This is a genomic window from Paraprevotella sp., assembly GCF_986071375.1.
Genome location: NZ_CFQRNQ010000017.1, coordinates 37,539 through 57,812, shown reverse-complemented (window position 1 = coordinate 57,812; position 20,274 = coordinate 37,539). Strand labels below are relative to the sequence as shown.

7 protein-coding genes are annotated in these 20,274 nt (G+C 49.4%); 3 read left to right on the top strand and 4 right to left on the bottom strand.

Features of this window, described 5'->3' with window-relative positions; genetic code table 11:
- Positions 1-152: 152 nt before the first annotated feature.
- The gene (locus AC5RDV_RS09985; protein WP_276788618.1) at positions 153-2,132 is read left to right on the top strand and encodes an OPT family oligopeptide transporter; all 1,980 of its coding nucleotides are present in this window, start codon (positions 153-155) and stop codon (positions 2,130-2,132) included.
- Positions 2,133-2,261: 129 nt separating this feature from the next.
- Positions 2,262-2,810: a 30S ribosomal protein S16 gene (locus tag AC5RDV_RS09980; protein WP_008630351.1), complete on the top strand. Its 549-nt coding sequence runs from the start codon at positions 2,262-2,264 to the stop codon at positions 2,808-2,810.
- Positions 2,811-3,122: 312 nt separating this feature from the next.
- On the opposite strand, the gene AC5RDV_RS09975 is transcribed toward AC5RDV_RS09980, so the two are convergent.
- Entirely contained in the window at positions 3,123-6,743 is a 3,621-nt protein-coding gene (locus AC5RDV_RS09975) for a family 43 glycosylhydrolase (RefSeq protein ID WP_282747795.1), read from the bottom strand.
- Between the two features lie 177 nt (positions 6,744-6,920).
- Complete coding sequence (locus AC5RDV_RS09970; RefSeq protein ID WP_282747796.1) at positions 6,921-10,964, bottom strand: hybrid sensor histidine kinase/response regulator transcription factor; 4,044 nt, start codon at positions 10,962-10,964, stop codon at positions 6,921-6,923.
- Positions 10,965-11,235: 271 nt separating this feature from the next.
- On the opposite strand from AC5RDV_RS09970, the gene AC5RDV_RS09965 reads away from it, so the two are divergent.
- On the top strand, positions 11,236-14,754 hold the full coding sequence (locus AC5RDV_RS09965) for a hypothetical protein (RefSeq protein WP_282747797.1): 3,519 nt from the start codon (positions 11,236-11,238) through the stop codon (positions 14,752-14,754).
- 472 nt (positions 14,755-15,226) lie between these two features.
- Here AC5RDV_RS09965 and AC5RDV_RS09960 read toward each other — a convergent pair whose 3' ends face one another.
- Positions 15,227-16,993, bottom strand: a complete 1,767-nt coding sequence (locus AC5RDV_RS09960; RefSeq protein ID WP_282747798.1) for a RagB/SusD family nutrient uptake outer membrane protein — start codon at positions 16,991-16,993, stop codon at positions 15,227-15,229.
- A 19-nt stretch (positions 16,994-17,012) separates the two neighbouring features.
- Positions 17,013-20,267, bottom strand: a complete 3,255-nt coding sequence (locus tag AC5RDV_RS09955) for a SusC/RagA family TonB-linked outer membrane protein (RefSeq protein ID WP_282747799.1) — start codon at positions 20,265-20,267, stop codon at positions 17,013-17,015.
- Between the last annotated feature and the right edge of the window lie 7 nt (positions 20,268-20,274).

Below are 20,274 nucleotides of genomic sequence, written 5' to 3'. Positions count from 1 at the left end.
TTTTAAATTGAACTGCAAAATTAGTGAATAGCGAGGGATTCACATTATAAATTAAACTATTTAAAGAATTTCTACAAAAGAAGAAAGTGCATTCTGCCATGAAATATATATCTTTGCTTCCAATTATAAAATTTCATAAAAACAACGATTGAATGGAAAACGCAAAGCAACAGACGGGAGTGCCGGAAAACGCCTTCCGGGAACTCAAAAAAGGCGAACAGTACGCACCTCTGATGTCACCAGACCACACGTATAAGGAAGTGACGGTATGGTCGGTATTGTGGGGCATGCTCATGGCCGTAATCTTTTCGGCGGCATCAGCCTATTTAGGACTGAAAGTAGGACAAGTGTTCGAAGCGGCCATCCCCATCACGATTATCGCGATAGGCGTGACGGGAGCCACCCACCGGAAAGGGGCGTTGGGAGAGAACGTCATCATCCAGAGCATCGGGGCATGTTCCGGCATGATTGTGGCCGGAGCCATATTCACCTTGCCCGCCCTCTATATCCTGCAAGACAAATATCCGGAAATGACGGTGAACTTCATGGAAGTGTTCGTCGCCTCCGTGTTGGGAGGAGTCTTGGGCATCCTTTTCCTCATCCCTTTCCGCAAGTATTTCGTGAAAGACATGCACGGCAAATATCCTTTTCCCGAAGCCACGGCCTCCACGCAGGTATTGGTTTCCGGGGAAAAAGGTGGCAACCAGGCTTTACCGCTCCTCGTGGCCGGAGTCGTAGGCGGCATTTACGATTTCATCATCGCCACCGTAGGTTGGTGGAACGAGAGCGTCACGTCACGTTGTCTGGAATGGGGGCAAGTGTTGGCGGACAAGACCAAACTCGTCTTTAAAATCAATACGGGGGCGGCCGTGCTAGGCATGGGATACATCGTGGGCTTGAAATACGCCCTCATCATTTGTTGCGGTTCCGTGGCCGTATGGTGGGTCATCGTTCCGGCCATTTCATGGTTGTTCCCCGACCTCGTCGTGAGTGCCGGCAGTTCTTCCGTCACAGCCTCCCAAGCCAGTGCCGAACAAATCTTCCAATATGCCAAAAGCATCGGTATCGGCGGTATCGCCATGGCCGGTATCATCGGCATTTTCAAAAGCCGCAAAATCATCATGGGGGCTGTGGGTCTGGCTGCACAAGAAATGAAGGGCAAGGGGAAGAGCGACACGACCGTTCCCCGGACACAAAAGGATTTGCCTATGAAAATCATAGCTATCGGCTCCCTCCTGACTTTGATAGCCATCCTTTTATTTTTCTATTTCGGGGTCATGGAAGGCAACCTGCTCTTCACGCTCACCGGTGTGATTCTCGTAGCCGTCATTGCCTTCCTCTTCACTACGGTCGCGGCCAACGCCATTGCGATTGTCGGCAGCAACCCCGTGTCCGGCATGACGCTGATGACCCTCATCCTGGCTTCTGTCATCATGGTGGGCGTCGGCCTGAAAGGCCCGGCAGGCATGGTGGCTGCACTGATTATGGGCGGCGTGGTCTGCACTGCGCTCTCTACGGCCGGAAGCTTTATCACCGACTTGAAAATAGGCTACTGGTTGGGTAGCACACCCAAGAAACAAGAGACGTTCAAGTTCTTAGGTACCCTTGTGTCTGCCGCCACAGTGGCCGGAGTCATCATGATATTGAACGACACTTACGGATTCACAAGCGGACAACTTGCCGCACCTCAAGCCAATGCCATGGCTGCCGTCATCGAACCGCTGATGAGCGGTGCGGGTGCCCCCTGGCTGCTTTACGGCATCGGTGCGGCCATCGCCATCCTGCTCACACTTTTCAATGTTTCGGCCCTTGCTTTCGCTTTGGGCATGTTCATTCCGCTCGAACTGAACTTGCCGTTGTTGGTCGGTGGCCTCATCAACTGGTATGTCACCACACGGAGCAACAAAGAGCAAACCAACAAGGAACGGGGCGAGAAAGGCACGCTCATCGCTTCCGGATTCATTGCCGGAGGAGCCTTGATGGGCGTAGTCAGCGCAGCCCTGCGTTTCGGAGGAATCTCATTCGACTATTCCGCTTGGTGGGCCAATCCGGCCAGCGAATGGCTCTCCCTGCTGATGTATGTTCTCCTTATCATATATATGATAAAAGCGAGCATGCGCATCAAGAAATGACGGAGAAGAGAAAAAACGCCTAAAAAACAAGGGGTAACCTTTGGCAAGTCGGAGAAAAAGTGTAACTTTGCGCCGCCGTTACGAGTTAACGGCATATTTCAAACCTATATTAAAAACAAAACATTAATTATGGCAACAAAAATTAGATTGCAGCGTAACGGACGTAAGGGCTACGCCTTCTACAGCATCGTTATTGCAGACGTAAGAGCACCACGTGATGGTAAGTTTACAGAAAAGATTGGTACGTACAACCCGAACACCAATCCCGCCACTGTAGATTTGAAATTCGATCGCGCTCTTTATTGGGTGGAAGTAGGTGCACAGCCTACCGACACGGTTCGCAACATCCTGTCAAAAGAAGGTGTCTACATGATGAAACACCTCCGTGGCGGTGTGAAGAAGGGTGCTTTTGATGAAGCTGCCGCACAAGCAAAATTCGAAGCTTGGAAAAACGACAAGCAGAAGGGCTTAGAAGCTTTCGAGGCCAAGAAAGCCGCTGAAAAGAAGGCTGCCGCTGAAGCACGCCTGCAAGCCGAGAAGAAAGTCAATGAAGAGATCGCTAAGAAAGTAGCAGAGAAGAAAGCTGCCGAGGCTGCCGCAAAGGCTGAAGCTGAAGCTGCACAAGCTCCTGCTGATGCTCCCGCAGAAGGAACCACAGAAACTCCTGCCGAAGCATAAACAACTTCTATTAAATACTTCTTTCAAACAAACAACGGATAAGGCGAACCTGCGGGTTCGCCTTATTCCTTTTATATTCGTTTTTCCATACTGCGCCAAACGGATTTTCATTCTACGCCAAATGATTTTTCATCTGGCTGCAAACGATTTTTCAATCTGCGCCAAACGATTTCACGTAGTCTAAATATTAACAACCGATTCATTGATAGGCTGTTATAAGATTAATATATATTTACACTTTATTTCGTTCATGCAATCAAAAGGACGGCCTCCACGAGGAAAGCCGTCCTTTGCCCGCTTGGACAGGAACAATCACTTCACCAATATCTTCTTGCCGTTTTGGATATATACACCTTTCGTCATCCGGTCCACACGCATGCCTTGCAGGTTATAAACCGGACCATCCGTTTCCGTCGGCCTTATATGGATGGAACCAACTGAAACGCCCTCGGGGGAATAATCGTCATTGTTGGTCAGATAAGCATCAGACACATCTATGACTCCACCGTTTCCCGCATACAAAGCCACAATCATGATATTGGCCGTGTTGACGGGTTCACCGATGGCATCCCCACTGGTATATTCTATCTCCTGAAGCGGTATGACCACCATCGTGGCATCCCCGATAGGTTTGCTATAACAGTTTCCCCAAATGCTGTTCTGCGGATAAATGTTAATGGCTGCATTGACTTTCTGTACTTTGTCCAACTTGAATACCAAATACTTATAACCGCTCATATCAGCACCATTCTCGTATACCCAACCCATTTGTCCGTTCACACCAGGAAAGAAGGCATGAGTCTGCTCCAAGTATGTACCCTCTCCGAAAAGCGTCTTATTGATATATTCATCCGCCCAAGGGAAGAACGTGGAAGAGGCCGTAAACGAAGCCGTCAGCGTATTCCCCATCGGGTCTGTGTAAGTGGCTTTCACCGCTACCCGTCCATCTTTCTTCCCCACGACCATACCGCTCGAAAGCGACAGCACTTCCGGGTCGGAAACCTCATACTTGGCTTTGGCCGCCACATTTTCTGTATGACCGTCCTTAAAGGTAGCCATCAACTCTAATACCTCGCTTTGGCCAATCATTACTTCCATTTCCGGCCTTACGGAAAGTGACTGCATGGTGAGCATATCTTCACTATAGCCCTCAAAATCCGGGTCGAAATAAGTATTTTCCTCAAACTGCTCTTCCGTGGTAAACCAGTCTACGTCCACATAACCGCCCAACGCTTGCGTGGCATAATTGAATATGCCGAAACGGGCACCGACGAATACGGAAAGGTTAAATCGGAATGTCGTCTCACTGCCCAACTGCACATACTCCTTGTTATCTGTGCTATAGAAGAACCGTGCCTTGCCGGTGCCGCAATCGAATTGCGCGCGCAGATAAACCACTGTGTCGATGGACACGGAGGTTTCCGTGACCGCAGCCGGCTCGAAACCGTCTACCGTTCTCAACGTATCCTGTCCCCAGATGAGTTGTTTCTTGCCGTCTTTCACGTGGACTGCGATATAAGCGTACGGGTCTTGTTGTATGGTCAGACCGGCCATGTCACCTTCTTGCATGTGCTTTAAGTTCAGCGCGACCGTACCAATGGAAGGACGCGACGTATCCAACCCATATGGGCTTTTCGTGTTGTGGAAGGCGAAGATGCGTTGCGTCAGGGTATTGCGTGCCTGCATCAGGTCGTCGGTCACCGACGCGGTGTACAGGCGAAGGAATCCCGGACGCTCGAACAGGCTCCACTTGCCATCGTCGGGATTATGGTTCCACTGCCACTGCATGCCAAGGGGATATTGCCGGAAATTGTCATTGGTAGGGAGTATCTTTTCCTGATAAGTCGTCCCGACATCTGGCTTGGTATAAGCCAGTTGGGGAACCCCGTCCTTGGCCACCGTAGGCCAACCGTCGGCCCATGCCACAGGATGCAGGCTCGGCAAGCGCCCGATGGCACCTTTGTCCTCCATCAGCATCGTCCACCATTCTCCAGTCGGTGTCTCTACCAACGCTCCTTGATGTACGGTATTGGGCTGCCCGTTGATGGTCTTCTCTATGAGCATCTTCTCCTCATACGGTCCGGTGATGTCCTTGGAGCGGAATATGGCTTGCCCAGACGGCCATCCGCCATACGTGGCATAGATGTAATAATAATCCCCTATTTTATAAAGGTGGCTGCCTTCCAATCCGGGCTTGTCCCTCAGTACTGTGGTCGACTTCTTGAATTTCAGATTCTTGTCCAATTCACAGATGTCGATGTTACCGATGCCGCAGGCCACATACACCTTATCACCTTCAAAAAGCAGCCCCGGGTCATAATAACTCCGTTCCAATTTCTGCATTTGCCATGCTCCTTCCGGGTCGTCGGTAGAAAGCATGTAACCTCCTGCGTCATTGCCATTGATAAGCAAATAAAGCTTGCCTTCGTGAGCTGTCAGTGCTGCGGCCCACATCCCTTGGGCGTATGAGTCCTTTCCGCCGATAAGGCTGTACTTGTCTGCGGTGGAAAGCTGTTCCAACGGTTGTGCGCAATACTCCCAATTGACCAAATCATATGATTTCAGAATCGTGGCACCGGGGAAGAGATGCATGGTGGTCGATACCATATAATAGGTGTCGCCCAAGCGTGCCACGTCCGGATCCGGGAAATCCGAAGCCAATACGGGATTGATGAACTTCCTGCCGTCCGTAGTCTGGTTGGTAGACACGTTTGTAAAGTCCGGACGCGCGAAATCCACCTTGGCATAATCGGCGTACCAGTCGAAAGTGGCCTTTCCGCAAGCTTCGGGGTTACCTTCAAAGGCCGGGGCCACCGTACCATCTGCCAGATATTTATCGATGTCGATGTAGCACGCCGTTCCGGAAAGTGTCATGCTGATGTTCCCGTAATGGTCGAGCACGGCCTTATAAGCGTTGCCCCATTTGGAAGTAGACCCAGTGGCCCATGTTCCCCAGTTGGCTGGAACCCAGTTACCGTGCTCGTCATAGTGCCCTTCTCCTTCTTTTTCCGGACTCCAATCGACTTCGGTGATAATGACGGGGTTCGTATTTACTACCGGCACCGCCTTTCCGAACTCTTGGATGAACGTTTCCCCATTGGCATTCTCGTCGCTGTTATTATACCATCCCACGTAGGCATGCACAGCGTAGCCTATATTATAGCCTTCGATGGGATTGCTCCTATAACAAGTATAATTGCTCTGCCATCCCGTCCCGGGCACCCAAATGATACCGTCGAAACCGTTGGCACGTATCTTGTCCACGATGGGTTGGAAGAAATCATACGGGGCGCGTGCGCTTTCCAAACTGTCGGCATCGTAAATGTTCACCGGTTCGTTGGCCAATTCAATGGACACCTGCCCGCTATGTTTCTTGATGTTGGTATTGCTCGAAACGATGTCCCACACCTTCAGCAGGTAGTCCTGATAGTACCCGTCTACTTTGATGCCACCGGGGCATACGCCGGGAGGACGCACGACTACATAAAGCCCACGGTCCAATGCCTTTTCTATGATTTTCCAATAGAGCGTGGACAGATACGTGCGAAGCCGTTTCTCACTGAATTGCGAGATATTGGCCTCGCCGGTTTCTTCTCCCGTAACGGGAAGGTTAGGATCATTCGTCCAACAAGGATCCAAATGAAGCCGGAACACATTGCAATAGGCTCCCTGCGTGGAATCCGTAATAGCCGTGAAGAGCTTGTCGAAATACTCGATGCAGTCTTTTTTGGTAGCATCGTTGGCAGCATTCCCCCAACGGTAATTATTAAAATAAGGGCTTGGCGTATCCATCACGCCGTGCAACACCACTTTGTTGCCATGGGTGTCTGTCAAATTCTTCCCGTCTACATGAATGGACGGAGGAACTTCCGCGCTCACCGAAACTGCCGCCAACAGCAGTCCGGAAAACATAAAGTTTTTCATTCTTCGCATAACTAATCTAATTTAAGGATTTTCATTTCTAAATTACATTCCTTTTTCAATTTACACATTTACAAAAAATCTATTGTGCTCTTTTGCAAAGATGAAAAATATCGGTGACACGACCATACGGCTGTGTTACCGATATTTTACGCCATGTATCAAAATATATAAAAAAGGACTATTTCCTCATTTCTTAGCTAAATGTTCCTTCATGTAAACCATAGGAGACATCCCATACAAAGCTTTGAACTTGATGGAGAAAGATGCGGCGTTCTCAAACCCACAGGCATACATAACTTCAGTAATATTACGATGCCCCGAAGCCAATAGGCCTGCAGCCTTCTTAAGGCGTATGTTACGCACAAGGTCTCGTGGCCCTTGATTGGTCAATTCTTTCATTTTACGGTGCAAGTGCGCACGGCTGATGCCCACCTCCCGCGCAATAAGTTCCACACTCAGGTAAGGATTGCTGATATTCCCATTGATAATCTGCAATACACGCTCCAAGAGCTTGTCATCGGCTGATTTGGATACGACCACATCTATGTTTTCTTCCGGCATTTCTTTACCCTCTACTTTGTTACGAAGAATATCATACGAAGCTATCAAGTTGCGTATGGTATATTCCAACACCTTGATATTAAAAGGCTTTTCAATATAAGAATCAGCACCGGTACTCAATCCCTCTATTTTGTCTTTTTCATGGGATTTAGCCGTAAGCAATACCACTGGTATAAAATTCACATTAATGTTGGTCTTTATTTTGGCACAAAGCGTATAACCATCCATTTCCGGCATCATCACATCGCTCAAGACCAAACTCGGAGGAGTCCGTAAAACTTCACTCAATGCTTCCTTCCCATTGTGACAAGGCACGACGTAATAATGTTTTCTCAGCTCCTCCACCAGATAACTTCGTATTTCATCATCATCTTCCGCGATAACAATACGTTTGCGATGCTTGTTTTTGTTCTCCTCCTTATTTCCTTCGGTTACGGCAGAAGCTTCTTCTATTTTCAGAATTGATTCTTCCGTCGTTTCTTCTATGGGCGTCTGCAAAAGCTCTTCGGGTTTGAGATGGGCACTGCCGACAGGCAATGCGACTTTAAACGTACATCCTTTCCCGTCCGCATTGTTGTACACCGAAATCTCACCATGATGCAGAGTGACAAGTTGCTTCGTGAGGTTCAACCCTATCCCGCTTCCTGGAATATTGTAATTGGCCGTATTGTCAGCCTGATAGAAGCGTTGGAAAACCTTATCCATCTTGTCGGGTTCTATCGTCAAGCCATCGTCCCAAACTTCCATCGACACCTCACGTCCACCTTGCTTCAACCGGATACCGATATTCCCTTTGGAAGGCGTGAATTTAAATGCGTTGGACAAAAGATTCATGATTACCTTATCAAAGTTCTTTTTATCCAACCATACTTCTATGTTATCTGCATCGTATTCAAAATGAAAGTGGATTTCTTTTTCGCGTGCTTTACTGTCGAAGAGTTCATAAACATCTCGTGTAAAATCTACCAGATTCACAGGTTGCATCTTCATCATCATCTGTCCTTTATCTATTTTACGCAAATCCAAAATTTGATTGACAAGAGCTAAGATACGTTCTGCATTGCGGTTCATCATACGGTAAGACCTTTGCCTTATTTCATCGAAGTCTGTATTAATAAGATGTTGCAAAGGCCCTACAATCAGAGTCATAGGAGTACGAATTTCATGATTGAGGTTCATAAAGAATTGCAACTTCATTTCGTTCAACTGCTCTGCATGTATATGTTCTTGCAAACGCAAGCGAGCCTGTTCCCGTAAACGACGACCGTGAATGAATCTCATGACAAGGAAAATCACTATTAAAAAGTAAAGGATAAACGCCGGCAAGCTAGCGTACCACGGAGAACGGACAATTACGGTAAAAGCCTTGACATCAGACTCCAGGCCATTAACGATTGCCTTTACTCGGATTTTATAAGTCCCGGATGGCAAATGGTTCAAAGTCAGTATACCTGACGAACCAACCATAGCCACGTAAGGTTCGTTGTCTATGGAATACAAATATTGCACTCCATCCGGCATGTTATACGACATCGTTGAAAAACGTATGGAAAAAGTATTGTCCTCATGGCACACTTCAAACAAGTTGGATTCCATTACGGGGCGACTCGTCACCTTGAAGAATCCCGATTTTGTATCTGTCTTCACTTCCTCATCTCCTATGCGCATTTCTACTATCTGCAGGCAAGGACGCTTACCGGCACGGCACACGGTTTCGGGCGAGAAGAATGTCAGTCCGCAGTTTCCACCGAAAACCATCAGGCTGTCCCATCCGCAGGATGCCCGTTCGCTAAACTCATTTCCTTGTAATCCGTGACTCGCATAATAATTGGTAAAACTACCCCGCTTCAAATCCAACATGGACAAACCGTGGAAGGTACTTATCCATATATTATTTTGGATATCGAACCGCATGGAAGCTATATAATTGTCCGGCAAGCCGTCATCGGTAGTGTAGTGCCGTTTCATGCGCCCATGGCTGTCCAATACAAAAATCCCGTCATGCGTGCCCACCCATAGTTGGCCTTTCGAATCCTCAACTACCGTATGCACAGGCTGCTCCGTCAGGATACAATTACGTCCGAACGTGGAAACAAAGTCATCATGCTTCAAGTCCAAGCAAGCCAATCCACTGCTCATGCAAATATAAAGCCGCCGTCCGTCTTCAGACAGGCACAAATCGTTGACCCACATGTTCGTCAAAGAATTGCCTTTCGGCTCAAACGCCTCCGGCTGTACTTTGTACTCTGTCAGTTCATGTGTCTTCAAATTATATTTCTTCAGCCCGTCACCTAAAGTGGCAATCCATAAATTATCTTCCGCATCAGCCAACAGGCGGAACACATGCACGGCCATTCCCCTACAAGTAAACGGAAGACGGTTGAATTGTCCCGTTTGTCTATCTAACCATCCGGCTCCCCCCCAATAAGAGCCTAACCACAACTTGCCATCCTTATCTTCCACGATACTGGTGATTGTGGCGGGCAGACCTCCGGTGTCAGAGGAATAATGGCTAACCGCATATGATTTCATGTCCAAAGCGTAAAGGCCATCGTTATCCGTACCGACCCATAACGTACAATCCTTTCCAGCATAAACGGACATCACACAGGCTGAGCCTATGATATCATATCGCCCGGACTTATAGCCCACATAGCTGAAGCCGCTATCCTGATGTGGTTGCATGAAAACCCCTTTCTGAAATAGCCCCAACCAAATGTTACCGTCGCGGTCTTCCAATATACTGCTTATCTTGGCGTGTTCCAAATTCACTTGTGCGTGAAAGTAATCACAGGGTTGCGGCGAACGTTCTCCAAACCGATAAACCATAGCCCCTTCTCCGTCCGTACCCAACATAACCCTCCCGTCCGACAACGGACAAAGGACAGAGACATTCAAATGGCCTGTTCCGGCTACGGGCGAGAAAGCGTCAGATGAATTGTCGAAAACAAATAATCCTTCGGAAGCCGATCCCATGAAAAGATGTCCTTCACTGTCGAAAGCCAAGCAACAACGCCCCAAGACAGATGCCTTCTCACAAAGATAACGGCTGACTTTTCCATCTTTCCGGCAGTAGATCCCGTAATTCGTCACGGCCAACCAAACGGAACCATCGGACGCTTCCACCATATCCTCCACATTATTGTCTCCTTCAAACATCAAAGTGTAATGCGCCTCATCCTTACCCGATGGAATCACATACATGCCGAATCCCGAAGTGCTTACCCATACATCCCCATTGCGTACTTGTAATATAGACATGACATGGCATGCCTTTAAGGTGTCTTCCTTATTTATAAAAGGTATAGTCCGAAACCGTCCAGTGTCCTCATCGTAAGCCTGTAACCCTTTGTCCATACCAACCAACAAATGTCCGGCTGCGTCTTCCAACACGCAGGTTACATGCTCGGAAAGCATCGAACCCGGCTTCCGCGTCTTATGAAAGGTTTGAAACTGGGAGCCGTCGTAACGGTCAAAGCCATTCCGGGTAGCTATCCAAATAAAACCATTCTTATCTTGGTATACTTGGTTCACCAAACTACTTGACAACTGTGTATCAGAAGTAAACAAACGCCCTTCTTGTCCCTTTATCTCGGAAGCGACAACCATGTAGCACAACAAAATAAAGTAGAAGGCAAACGAAACGTGCCATGTTTTTCTTGCTCGCATGTGTTCATGATATTTAAAATCGATACGAAATTATATAAAACTTTCTAAAACACTACTCGTCTTATTGGAAATGCAATTGTCTTTTGTATTATATAGTAAGATAGAAAAACGGCATCTGTCTCCTCTATGACAAACCTTGCGACATCAAGCAAAATTCATGCGACATAAATTGAAGGCTTTTGCATTCAAAACTTATACTTTTGCCTTGTCCGGATTGAGAATCAATCACGGCATAGTTTTTATTGTTTCACATATTAAATTATTCAACGACATGAAAAACAAGCATTACGTTACGTTGCTGTTTGCTACGCTGCTCAGCCCGATAGGTGCGGCAGCCGCGTCATGGACTCCGCCGACCATAACCGGCCAGGAGCTGAAAACAGGGGAAACACAGTATGCCTACAATGTCAAGGCTAACGGTTTCCTTAATGCCAACTCTACCCAAACAACCGTTGTCACGGATGCAGGGTTGCCTTTGTACATCACCTCTAGTACAAACAACACCTATCTGTTAGGTACAACAGCTGATGAAGGAGTAACCTACACCTACATCTACTATGAGGACAACCAGACTTCCAAAGCAGGAGGGGAAGCAGGCCGTACCCATCTGAATTGGAACATCGAGCCACAAGGTGATGGTACTTACTACATCCGGCCAGACAAAGCGGACGAGAACTACGGCGAAGATTATTTCCCCGACATGTGGATGGGATGGAAAAACGACGGGACTGATGTCATTTATCCCTTAATCGACGCGTACGAAGACACGTACGGGCTAGCATGGAAATTCGTCGGCGAAACGGAGTACCTTCATTTCTACAACCTAAAGTCCCTCAGCGATGCCATGGCCAAGGCACAGGATTATGGCCTTGACATCACGTCAGCCCTGAATGTCTATAATAACGCTGCCAGCACCAATGAAGATTTGGAAGCTGCCACCACAGACCTGAAAACCAAAATCCGCGAATACGAAATCGAACATGCCACTTACGACAAGCCCGTGGACTTGTCTGACCTGCTTGAAAACTACAAATTCGAGGATAACTTCGTAGCCAGCAGCAGCGATATTCCGGGTTGGACACAGGAACCGGCAAATTCATTCACCTACAGTGCCGACAATTTGAACAACACTACCACAAACTTGGGGCGTTGGGCCTTTGACGATACCGGCTTCACGGATGCCAAGATTTACCAAAGCCTGGTTGATGTGCCGAATGGCAAGTATGAATTGAAGGTGGATTACATCTGCATAGACCAGAATCCGTCTAATCCCGAATCCGACGGGAAAGACCCCGAAGACTATTCCGTGACCGGCAATACCCTGTATGCCATTACTTCTTTGGGCACCAGTTCTGTAAACCTCTCCTCCGGAAGCCGTTGGGGAGCCGCATCGACCTCCATCACATTCTTCGTCACAGACGGAAAGCTGGAAACCGGCGTGGAAATGCAGAACTCCACTGCCAACTGGTTCGTGTTAGGCAACCTCAAACTTTCCTATTATGGCAAAGATGCCATCAAGGACGAACTACAGGTCATTGTAGATAAGGCCAAAGCCGTAAATAACGGCATGAACCAGACCTATCGGGACCGTTTGGACAAAGTAATAGCCGAAGCTGAAAATTATATCGCTAACGGTGGCAACGTGGCAGACATGACCAGCAAGGCCGAAGAATTGAACGAAGCCATCAAAGCAGCCGAAGAAAACGGTATGGCATACGGCACGTTGCAACGTACCTACGAAGTAGCCGACAGCATATTGAACACCTTGGAAGGCGAAGTGAATGACGACATCATGGCCTTGAGTGACTACATGGCCGAAATCGACATCGAAACCATACTGATTGAATATCCTTACACCACAGAGGAGTTGGGAGAGATTATCTCCAAAATGGACTTACTGACCCAATCAGCCCAACACTCGCTCATCGGTGAAGGAACCAACGTGACGGAATTCATCACCAATCCATCGTTTACGGACGGCGTGAACGGATGGACTATCACCGACTTCGATGCCGAAAAACTCGGCCTCAGCAACGACTTGCTTACCATAGGAGGCGGGCAGACGGGTGAAATCAACCAAACGCTGTTGGGCATGCCGAACGGTGTATACGAATTGAGCGTGCAGGCTTTCCAACGTGCGGATTGGAACTTCGAGAAAATGGACTCCTTATGGTCCATCGGCAAAGGAGACAGCCTGATCAGCACCGTGTCTTCATACATCTTCCTGAATGACGGCGAACAAAAAATAAAACATTCGTTCCAAGATGCCTTCACTGGTGATGAATTCACTGCGTCCTGGGATATCCGTCAGGGAACGAAATCCGGTGTCATGATGCCGAATACCGAAAGCGGTGCCCGGCAATACTTCGACAAGGGCTATTTCAAGAACACCGTACAAGCTTTTGTCATCGACGGTAAACTGACATTCGGCATACGAAATTACGGTGACCAATTCGAGAGGTGGGGATGCTATGACAACTTCACGCTGACTTACGTGGGCAAGGACTTGGAAAAAGTCATCGCATTGCTCGAACAATGGTTGGAAAAGGTAGAACCTTATTTGGGCGAGAAGATGAACGGAGCCATCAAAAAGCAAATGACAGAGGCGTACAACCGTGGCACGGAACTCGTAAACGACCCCGAAGCCGACTTCGACGAATACATTGACGTAATCGCCACTCTGACCGAAGCTATCGGCAACGTAGACGAAAGCATCGAATCGTTCAAACTCCTTGCACACGCCAACGAAGTGGCCGCCAAGGACTTGGCCTACGAAGGTGTAGCCGCCACGGAATCAGGGCAACAGCTTCAAGCCCTCTATGACACGTACAGTGCCGGATACCAGAACGAATCCGACGAACTCACCCCTGAGAAAATCGACGAAATCGCCGCCCGATACCTCGAACTGGCCCGGAACGCCAAAATAGAGAAGGGCATCAAGGCAAACGACGACCTCACGCATGTCCTTGTCAACCCGAGCTTTGAAGACCAATATGGATTGGGCGAAGGCGTGAACTCCGTATACAATGCGCCATTCGGTTGGACTTTCATGATAGACAGCATCGTCTGCACGAAGGCTGAGGACATGAACGCTGCCGGGCTGAACAATTTCACAAGCCCCGACAAGAATGTGGATTGCACGGACGGAGAATATGGATTCTGCTTCCAGTCCGGCGACTTCCCCGACGTATATATGTACCAGACCGTAGAAGGCCTGCCTGCCGGTTACTACAAAGTAACAGTAGACATGGTCGTACCTAACGACAATGACGACTACCGCCTGGCCGGACAGCGCCTGTTTGTGAACAACGCAGCCATGTATTACGGTTGGGAAGATGAATACGACCTCGACCAACTTGAGGAAGGGCATCCCTACGAAGTGGAACGCACGTTCGGCGGATATGATGAAGTAGATTGCAAGAACAATGGCGACATGGGGGACAAAGGTCCACTTAACACCCTTGAAGTCGTAGTGCACCTCTCTGCCAACGAACCTTTGAAATTGGGCATACGCACCGACGGACACTGGGAATACACCTACAAGAGGACGGCCGCTCCAGAAGGTTGGAACAACTGCGGTTGGTGTAAGTTCGACAACGTGCGCCTGACCTGCGTGTCGCTCGACAACGGAGAATCTATCGACGAAACCCTCGCCACGGGCAAAGTGAAGTCAGAAGAAATCTACAGCGTGGACGGCATCAAGTTACCGCGCTTGCAGAAGGGCGTGAACATCCTGCGCCAGACGATGGAAGACGGTACGACCGTGACAAAGAAAACCATCGTGAAATGACCCAACGATGAACTCTTATAAATGACAGGAGGAGCAGAACATGGCGTTCTGCTCCTTTTTTCGTTTGCTTGCATCCCCTATCCCACTTTTGTGAGCCAATGAAAACAACATACGACATAAAGATATCCCATATCAAAAACATGTACATCAAAAGAGAATCCACCTGAAACATTGGAAACAAAACACCTCCATCACAAGTACACACAACCAACTTCATATCAGCAAATTATAAAGGCTATAGAGATGTACTATTTTTCTCCGCAGACTGAAAAATCACTTGCAGCCGATTGAAAAATCAATCTCAGGAGATTGATTTTCCGTTCTCCTGAGATTGGAAACACAACCTCTTGAATGAGCTGCCCGAGAGTACTTTTCGGAAAGAAAAATCAAAACAAAATCGCATTAAAGGCAAAAACGAGGCGGAAAAGGCAACACAGTCCTTTTCCGCCTTGCAGGTTACTCTTTGACAATCTTAGTATCCGATTTGTCCCCTCCAACTCAAATACCATGAATGCTTGTCGACCAGTTGCGCTTTGATGAGCGAACGCATCTCCCCTCTCCGGTCTTCTCCCCGCCGGGCATATATCTTTTCTGCTAGATAAGCGGGATCATTGCGCCGCAGGGCCACCCGCATCAGGTCGTAGAAACGTTGCCCTTCGAAGGCCAATTCCAAAGCCCCTTCGTCCACCAACATGTCCTCTACCTTTTCCATCTGGTACTGGAGCGTGTCGGCCACCCCTTCGGGCGCCACGGGGAAGGCGTAATGCTCGTTGAACTCCGTCCAACCGGAACCGCGCGAGTGCAGTCCCATGGTATTGATGTCCGTAGCTTTGGTGTCCAAGCATCTTACGACATAGCGGTTTTCGGGAAAACTGAAACCTTGCACGAAAGCGCTGTCTTCCAACGTGGGACAATAAGGGAGTATACGGGCACGCACGATGGAATCATTCACGCCATCAGCCAAAATCTCGTATGCGAAACGAGGATAACCGGCACGGTTCAAGGCTTCGGCCATCCTCAGGTATACCATGGCACGGCGATAAATGCGCACGTTGGCCGATGAATATTTTAAAACGGTCTGTGAGGGCCGCCAAGCATTGTCATAGTTTACCGAACCTTCCTGCACGATGCTTGGCAACCGCAGGTCGCCACGACCGTCCGGAAGTTCCTCCGGAGCATAGGTCACCTCGTTGGCCGTGGAGTAGTTGCAATAAACCTGCGACTCCGACAAATCGGTCAAAGCCACAGAGGGCGACAGCTCAGGCCGATAGGCATTCTCATTCGTGGAATTGAAGATATTCCTCAACTGGCTATAGTTCAATTCCGCCATACCCGTTGGACAAGCAATCAGCGAAATGAGTTCCGCATCTGCGGCATACCCTTCAGACGTAAGCATGCCACTATAGCTGTCGCTCCAACTTTTATAATCCTTTTCATCCCGGTTCCAAGACGAACCATTCGTGCCCAAAGCGTATGCAGACTGCTCACCGTTGCGCATCGAGATATAACGGTAATACCATTGTGCGGCTTCACGGTAACGTCCCACCCACAAACACAAATCGCCCAACATGATTTTGGTCGGGACGTATGCCAAACGGCTGTCCACGCTCAACCCGTTGAACAAAGGGATGTCCTCGTCGGCCACCGGGACAAGGTCGGAAATCAGCCATTCGCAGATGTCCTTCACTTCCAATTTCGGATAGTCGCGCTCCAAATCGCCCGACAGCAAGATGGGTTCGGTAACGAAAGGCACTTTGCCGTAAGCCAACACCAACTGCAAATAAGTCCATGCACGGAAGGTCTTGGCTGCGGCGTATTCACGCATGAAGACTTTTTCGTTCCGGTTGTCTTTCAAGGCCGTGTCGGCACGTGCGATGTAATAGTTGCAGTTATTGATGACCGCATAATAGTCGCGGGGTTGGTTGTACACGTTGGCACTGTCGTCCAACTCGAACAAGGCGATATCGCGAAGGTCCGCCGAAGTGTATTCGTTGACATCCACCAAGTCGCCACGCACCTCGCCCAACAAGACCGAACGGTCGGCAAGGGCCTGCATCTTCTGCAAGATTCCCACCATGGAATACACCGTATCCGTCGGGTTGTTCAGGTGGCCGCCGTCGGCAAAGATAATGTGGTCTGAATCCTGCTCAAAGAAGTCCTGGCATCCCGTAAGGGAAACGGACGATACGGCTGCGGCCATCACGCCGCAACCCATTAACCTGTATATATTTGTTTTCATCGTCATGATACTTTTAAGATTAGAGACTGATTTTGATACCCACCATGAAATTGTGGCTCTGAGGCACGCTTCCGGCATCTATGCCCTGCCCCAGGACGGCAGACAAAGCCGCACCCTCGGGGTCGGCCCCCAAATAACGGCTCAAGGTAAACACGTTGTTGGCCTGCACCCAGAACTGCAATCCCTGCAAGAACGTGGAAGAGATAGGCAAGTCATAACTCAACGTCACGGTCTTCAGCCGCAAATAACTCCCGTCTTCAATCCAACGGTCGCTGAAACGGCTATTGCCCATCGGATCCTGGAAAGAGAGCCGGGGTATGTCTGTCTGCTGCCCCTCCACCTGCCAACGCCGTGCCAACGCCGTGGTCTGGTTCATGAAACGGCTTCCAGACTCGAGCTGTTGGCGCATATAGTTATAGATGTCGTTCCCTAGAGAATAGTTGAAACGCACGTCCAAACGAAAACGCCGGTATTGCACGGTAGTGAAGATGTTACCGTAAATGTCCGGATTGGGGTCGCCTATCACCGTGCGATCGGCCTCCGTGACGAAATGGTCACCGTCCAGGTCCACAAAGTACACGTCACCTGCCTCGAAAGCCGTCCGGTCCACCCCGTTGGCATCACGGACGTACAAGCCTGCGGCCTGGGCTTCCGCGCTCGTGGCAAACACACCCTTTGTCTTATAGCCATAGAACAGATTGGCCGGGCGGCCTATCTCCGTACGTACCGTAGCCCCGAGTATTTCCGTATCCATATACTGTTGGCCGTCTGGCAAAGCGGTGACCTCGTTCTTGTAATGCCCCACACTGGCACCGACCTGCCATTGCCATGACGGTGAAGCCCATACCACTCCCGTGGCTTCCACGTCGAAACCACGGTTCTCCAACTTGCCACCGTTGCCCCAGGTCTTATCCAGACCGCTCAGGAAGGACATCTCCTGCCACATCAGCAAATGGTCGGTGGCACTGCGGAAATAATTGAAACGCACGCCCAACCTATTATCCAACAGGTTGGCATCCACACCGACATTGACCCGGCGAGTCCGCTCCCACTGGATCTTCTCGTTGCCGATACCGGCAATCGCCAACCCGGAAGCCTGTCCCATATAGTCCGAACTGGCAAAATACGAACGTGTGGCGTAGTAAGGCAAATCGTCATTGCCGCTCACGTCCACTCCGGCCGATAGGCGAAGGTAGTTGAGGAAACCTGATCCGGCCATCCAAGGCTCGTTGGTGACAACCCAAGAAGCTTGGAAACCCGGGAAGATTCCCCACTTCACCCCGCACATCTTCACTCCCTGGTCCGTGTCGCGTCCGAAACGGGAAGAACTTTCGGCTGTCACCGTGGCCTGCAAGTAATAACGGCCCTTAAAGTCATAATCGGCCTGGGCATAGTAGGCCAAAGAGTTCCATTGGTCCTTCGCCCCCCCGGTTGCAGCATCCTGCAAAGAAGAAGAGATGAACGGAGTCTTGTCGTTTCCCGTATTGTAACCCACTTGGGTATTCAACTGGTAGCTGTCCCATTGCATGCGGAAGCCTCCGCGCAAGGCAATGGCATGCGCGGCATACCGTTGGTTCCACTCCAGACGGGTGTCGCTCATGATGGCATTCTGCTTGGAGAACAACGAACGTGCCTCGTTCTGCCTGAAAGCCCCGAGACTCGACACATAGTAGTCGGGTACACCGTTCAAGGGGATATAATACTTCTCGTTCGTGTTCGTCAGCACATAGCTGAAATGCTCGCTGAGCGAAAGATGGTCGTTAAACTTGAACTTAGGCTTGATGGAAAGGCTCAGCATGGAGTTCTCGAAATGGTTTTTGTTCTGCGCCTCGCCATACTCAAGGATAGCCAACGGGTTACCTAACTTCCAGTTATAATTGCTATATCCGGCCAACGCCTCGTCCAAATAAGTTTCATCCGTCACGTCCAAATGGTTCTCATAGATTTCCCCTCTGGAAAACGTATAAGGGCTCAACATCGGAGCCTTGGCATACGCCAGGAAAGACGGCGACGTGGGCGTCCCTTCCTCATAACTCGAGGGCGCGGCATCGTCACGCAAATCACGGGTGATGTTGGTAAATGCCGCATCGAAGCGTACGTCTAGCTTATTACCTAACGCAATATCGGAATTGAACCGGATGTTCAGCCGGTCCATGTCATTCTGTTCCAATGTGGATTGTGCTCCCGTATACCCCAATGACAGGTTGTATTGTGCCACTTCATCTCCGCCTTCCACATTGATGCCGTAATTCTGCAAGAAAGCCGTGCGGTAGACCTTGTCTTTCCAATCGGTGTTCTTGTTATATTTCTCCGCATAATAATTGTTCGGGGAATCATCCAAAAAATTAAAATCGCGAATGGCCGTGTTGGTGGTCTTGAGCAGCTCGCTAGCATACGTCCGGTATTGGGACGCATTCATCATGTCATAATAACGGGGTTCCAAAGTGACACCAACCGACAATGTGGCGGTAATACGGGTAGCCATGCTTTTACTCCGCCGGGTATCTATAAGGATGACCCCGTTGGCACCTTTGGCCCCGTAAAGGGCCGTCCCATTACGCAACACCGTCACGTGGTCGATGTCTGCCGGATTGATGTTGGTCAAGATGTTATTGTAGAACCCATCGTGAAGCATTTCCCTACCATATTGTTGGTCCAAAGGCACTCCGTCTATCACGATAAGCGGCTGTGCATTGGCATTGATGGAATTCAGGCCGCTCATCATCATCACGCCCCCGACACCGGGCGTGCCGTTGCGCATCACCGTGCGCACGCTCGCCCCCAACTCACGCTGTATGTCTTCTTCCACCGACAGGGCCGGGGAATAGTTAGCCCCGTCAGCCACACGCATGTTCAGGATATCGGTTTTCTTGCCGTACAACGGTGCCACGCTCTGAGGGTACAAAAAGATGAGCGGCTGCTCTTCCGTGGAACGCAGTCCCACTTCCACCAAATGGTCGTCCGGAGAAGAGACATCAATGGAGGCCGCAAAAACGGGGAGTTCGAGCTTAAAAGTCCCGTCTTCTTCCGTCAACGTACTGTAGCCGTCCATGCCGTGTGTGCGGACCATGGCTCCGCCTTTGGGCTTCTTATCCGTACCGCTCAACACTTTTCCCCGTATGGTACGTGTCTTTACCTTTTTCCGTACACGGCTGACACTTTCATTCTTCACACTGTCACCAACCCCGACTGTGTCTTTTTCCTGTGCTTCCGAGGCCATGCAACACAACATCATGGCCGAAACGCAATATACTTTATACTTCATGTCCATCATGGTCTTA

Coding starts and splice junctions, on each gene's coding strand:
- AC5RDV_RS09985 (WP_276788618.1), top strand. CDS start 153: ATGGAAAACGCAAAGCAACAGACGGGAGTGCCGGAAAACGCCTTCCGG.
- AC5RDV_RS09980 (WP_008630351.1), top strand. CDS start 2,262: ATGGCAACAAAAATTAGATTGCAGCGTAACGGACGTAAGGGCTACGCC.
- AC5RDV_RS09975 (WP_282747795.1), bottom strand. CDS start 6,743: ATGCGAAGAATGAAAAACTTTATGTTTTCCGGACTGCTGTTGGCGGCA.
- AC5RDV_RS09970 (WP_282747796.1), bottom strand. CDS start 10,964: ATGCGAGCAAGAAAAACATGGCACGTTTCGTTTGCCTTCTACTTTATT.
- AC5RDV_RS09965 (WP_282747797.1), top strand. CDS start 11,236: ATGAAAAACAAGCATTACGTTACGTTGCTGTTTGCTACGCTGCTCAGC.
- AC5RDV_RS09960 (WP_282747798.1), bottom strand. CDS start 16,993: ATGAAAACAAATATATACAGGTTAATGGGTTGCGGCGTGATGGCCGCA.
- AC5RDV_RS09955 (WP_282747799.1), bottom strand. CDS start 20,267: ATGATGGACATGAAGTATAAAGTATATTGCGTTTCGGCCATGATGTTG.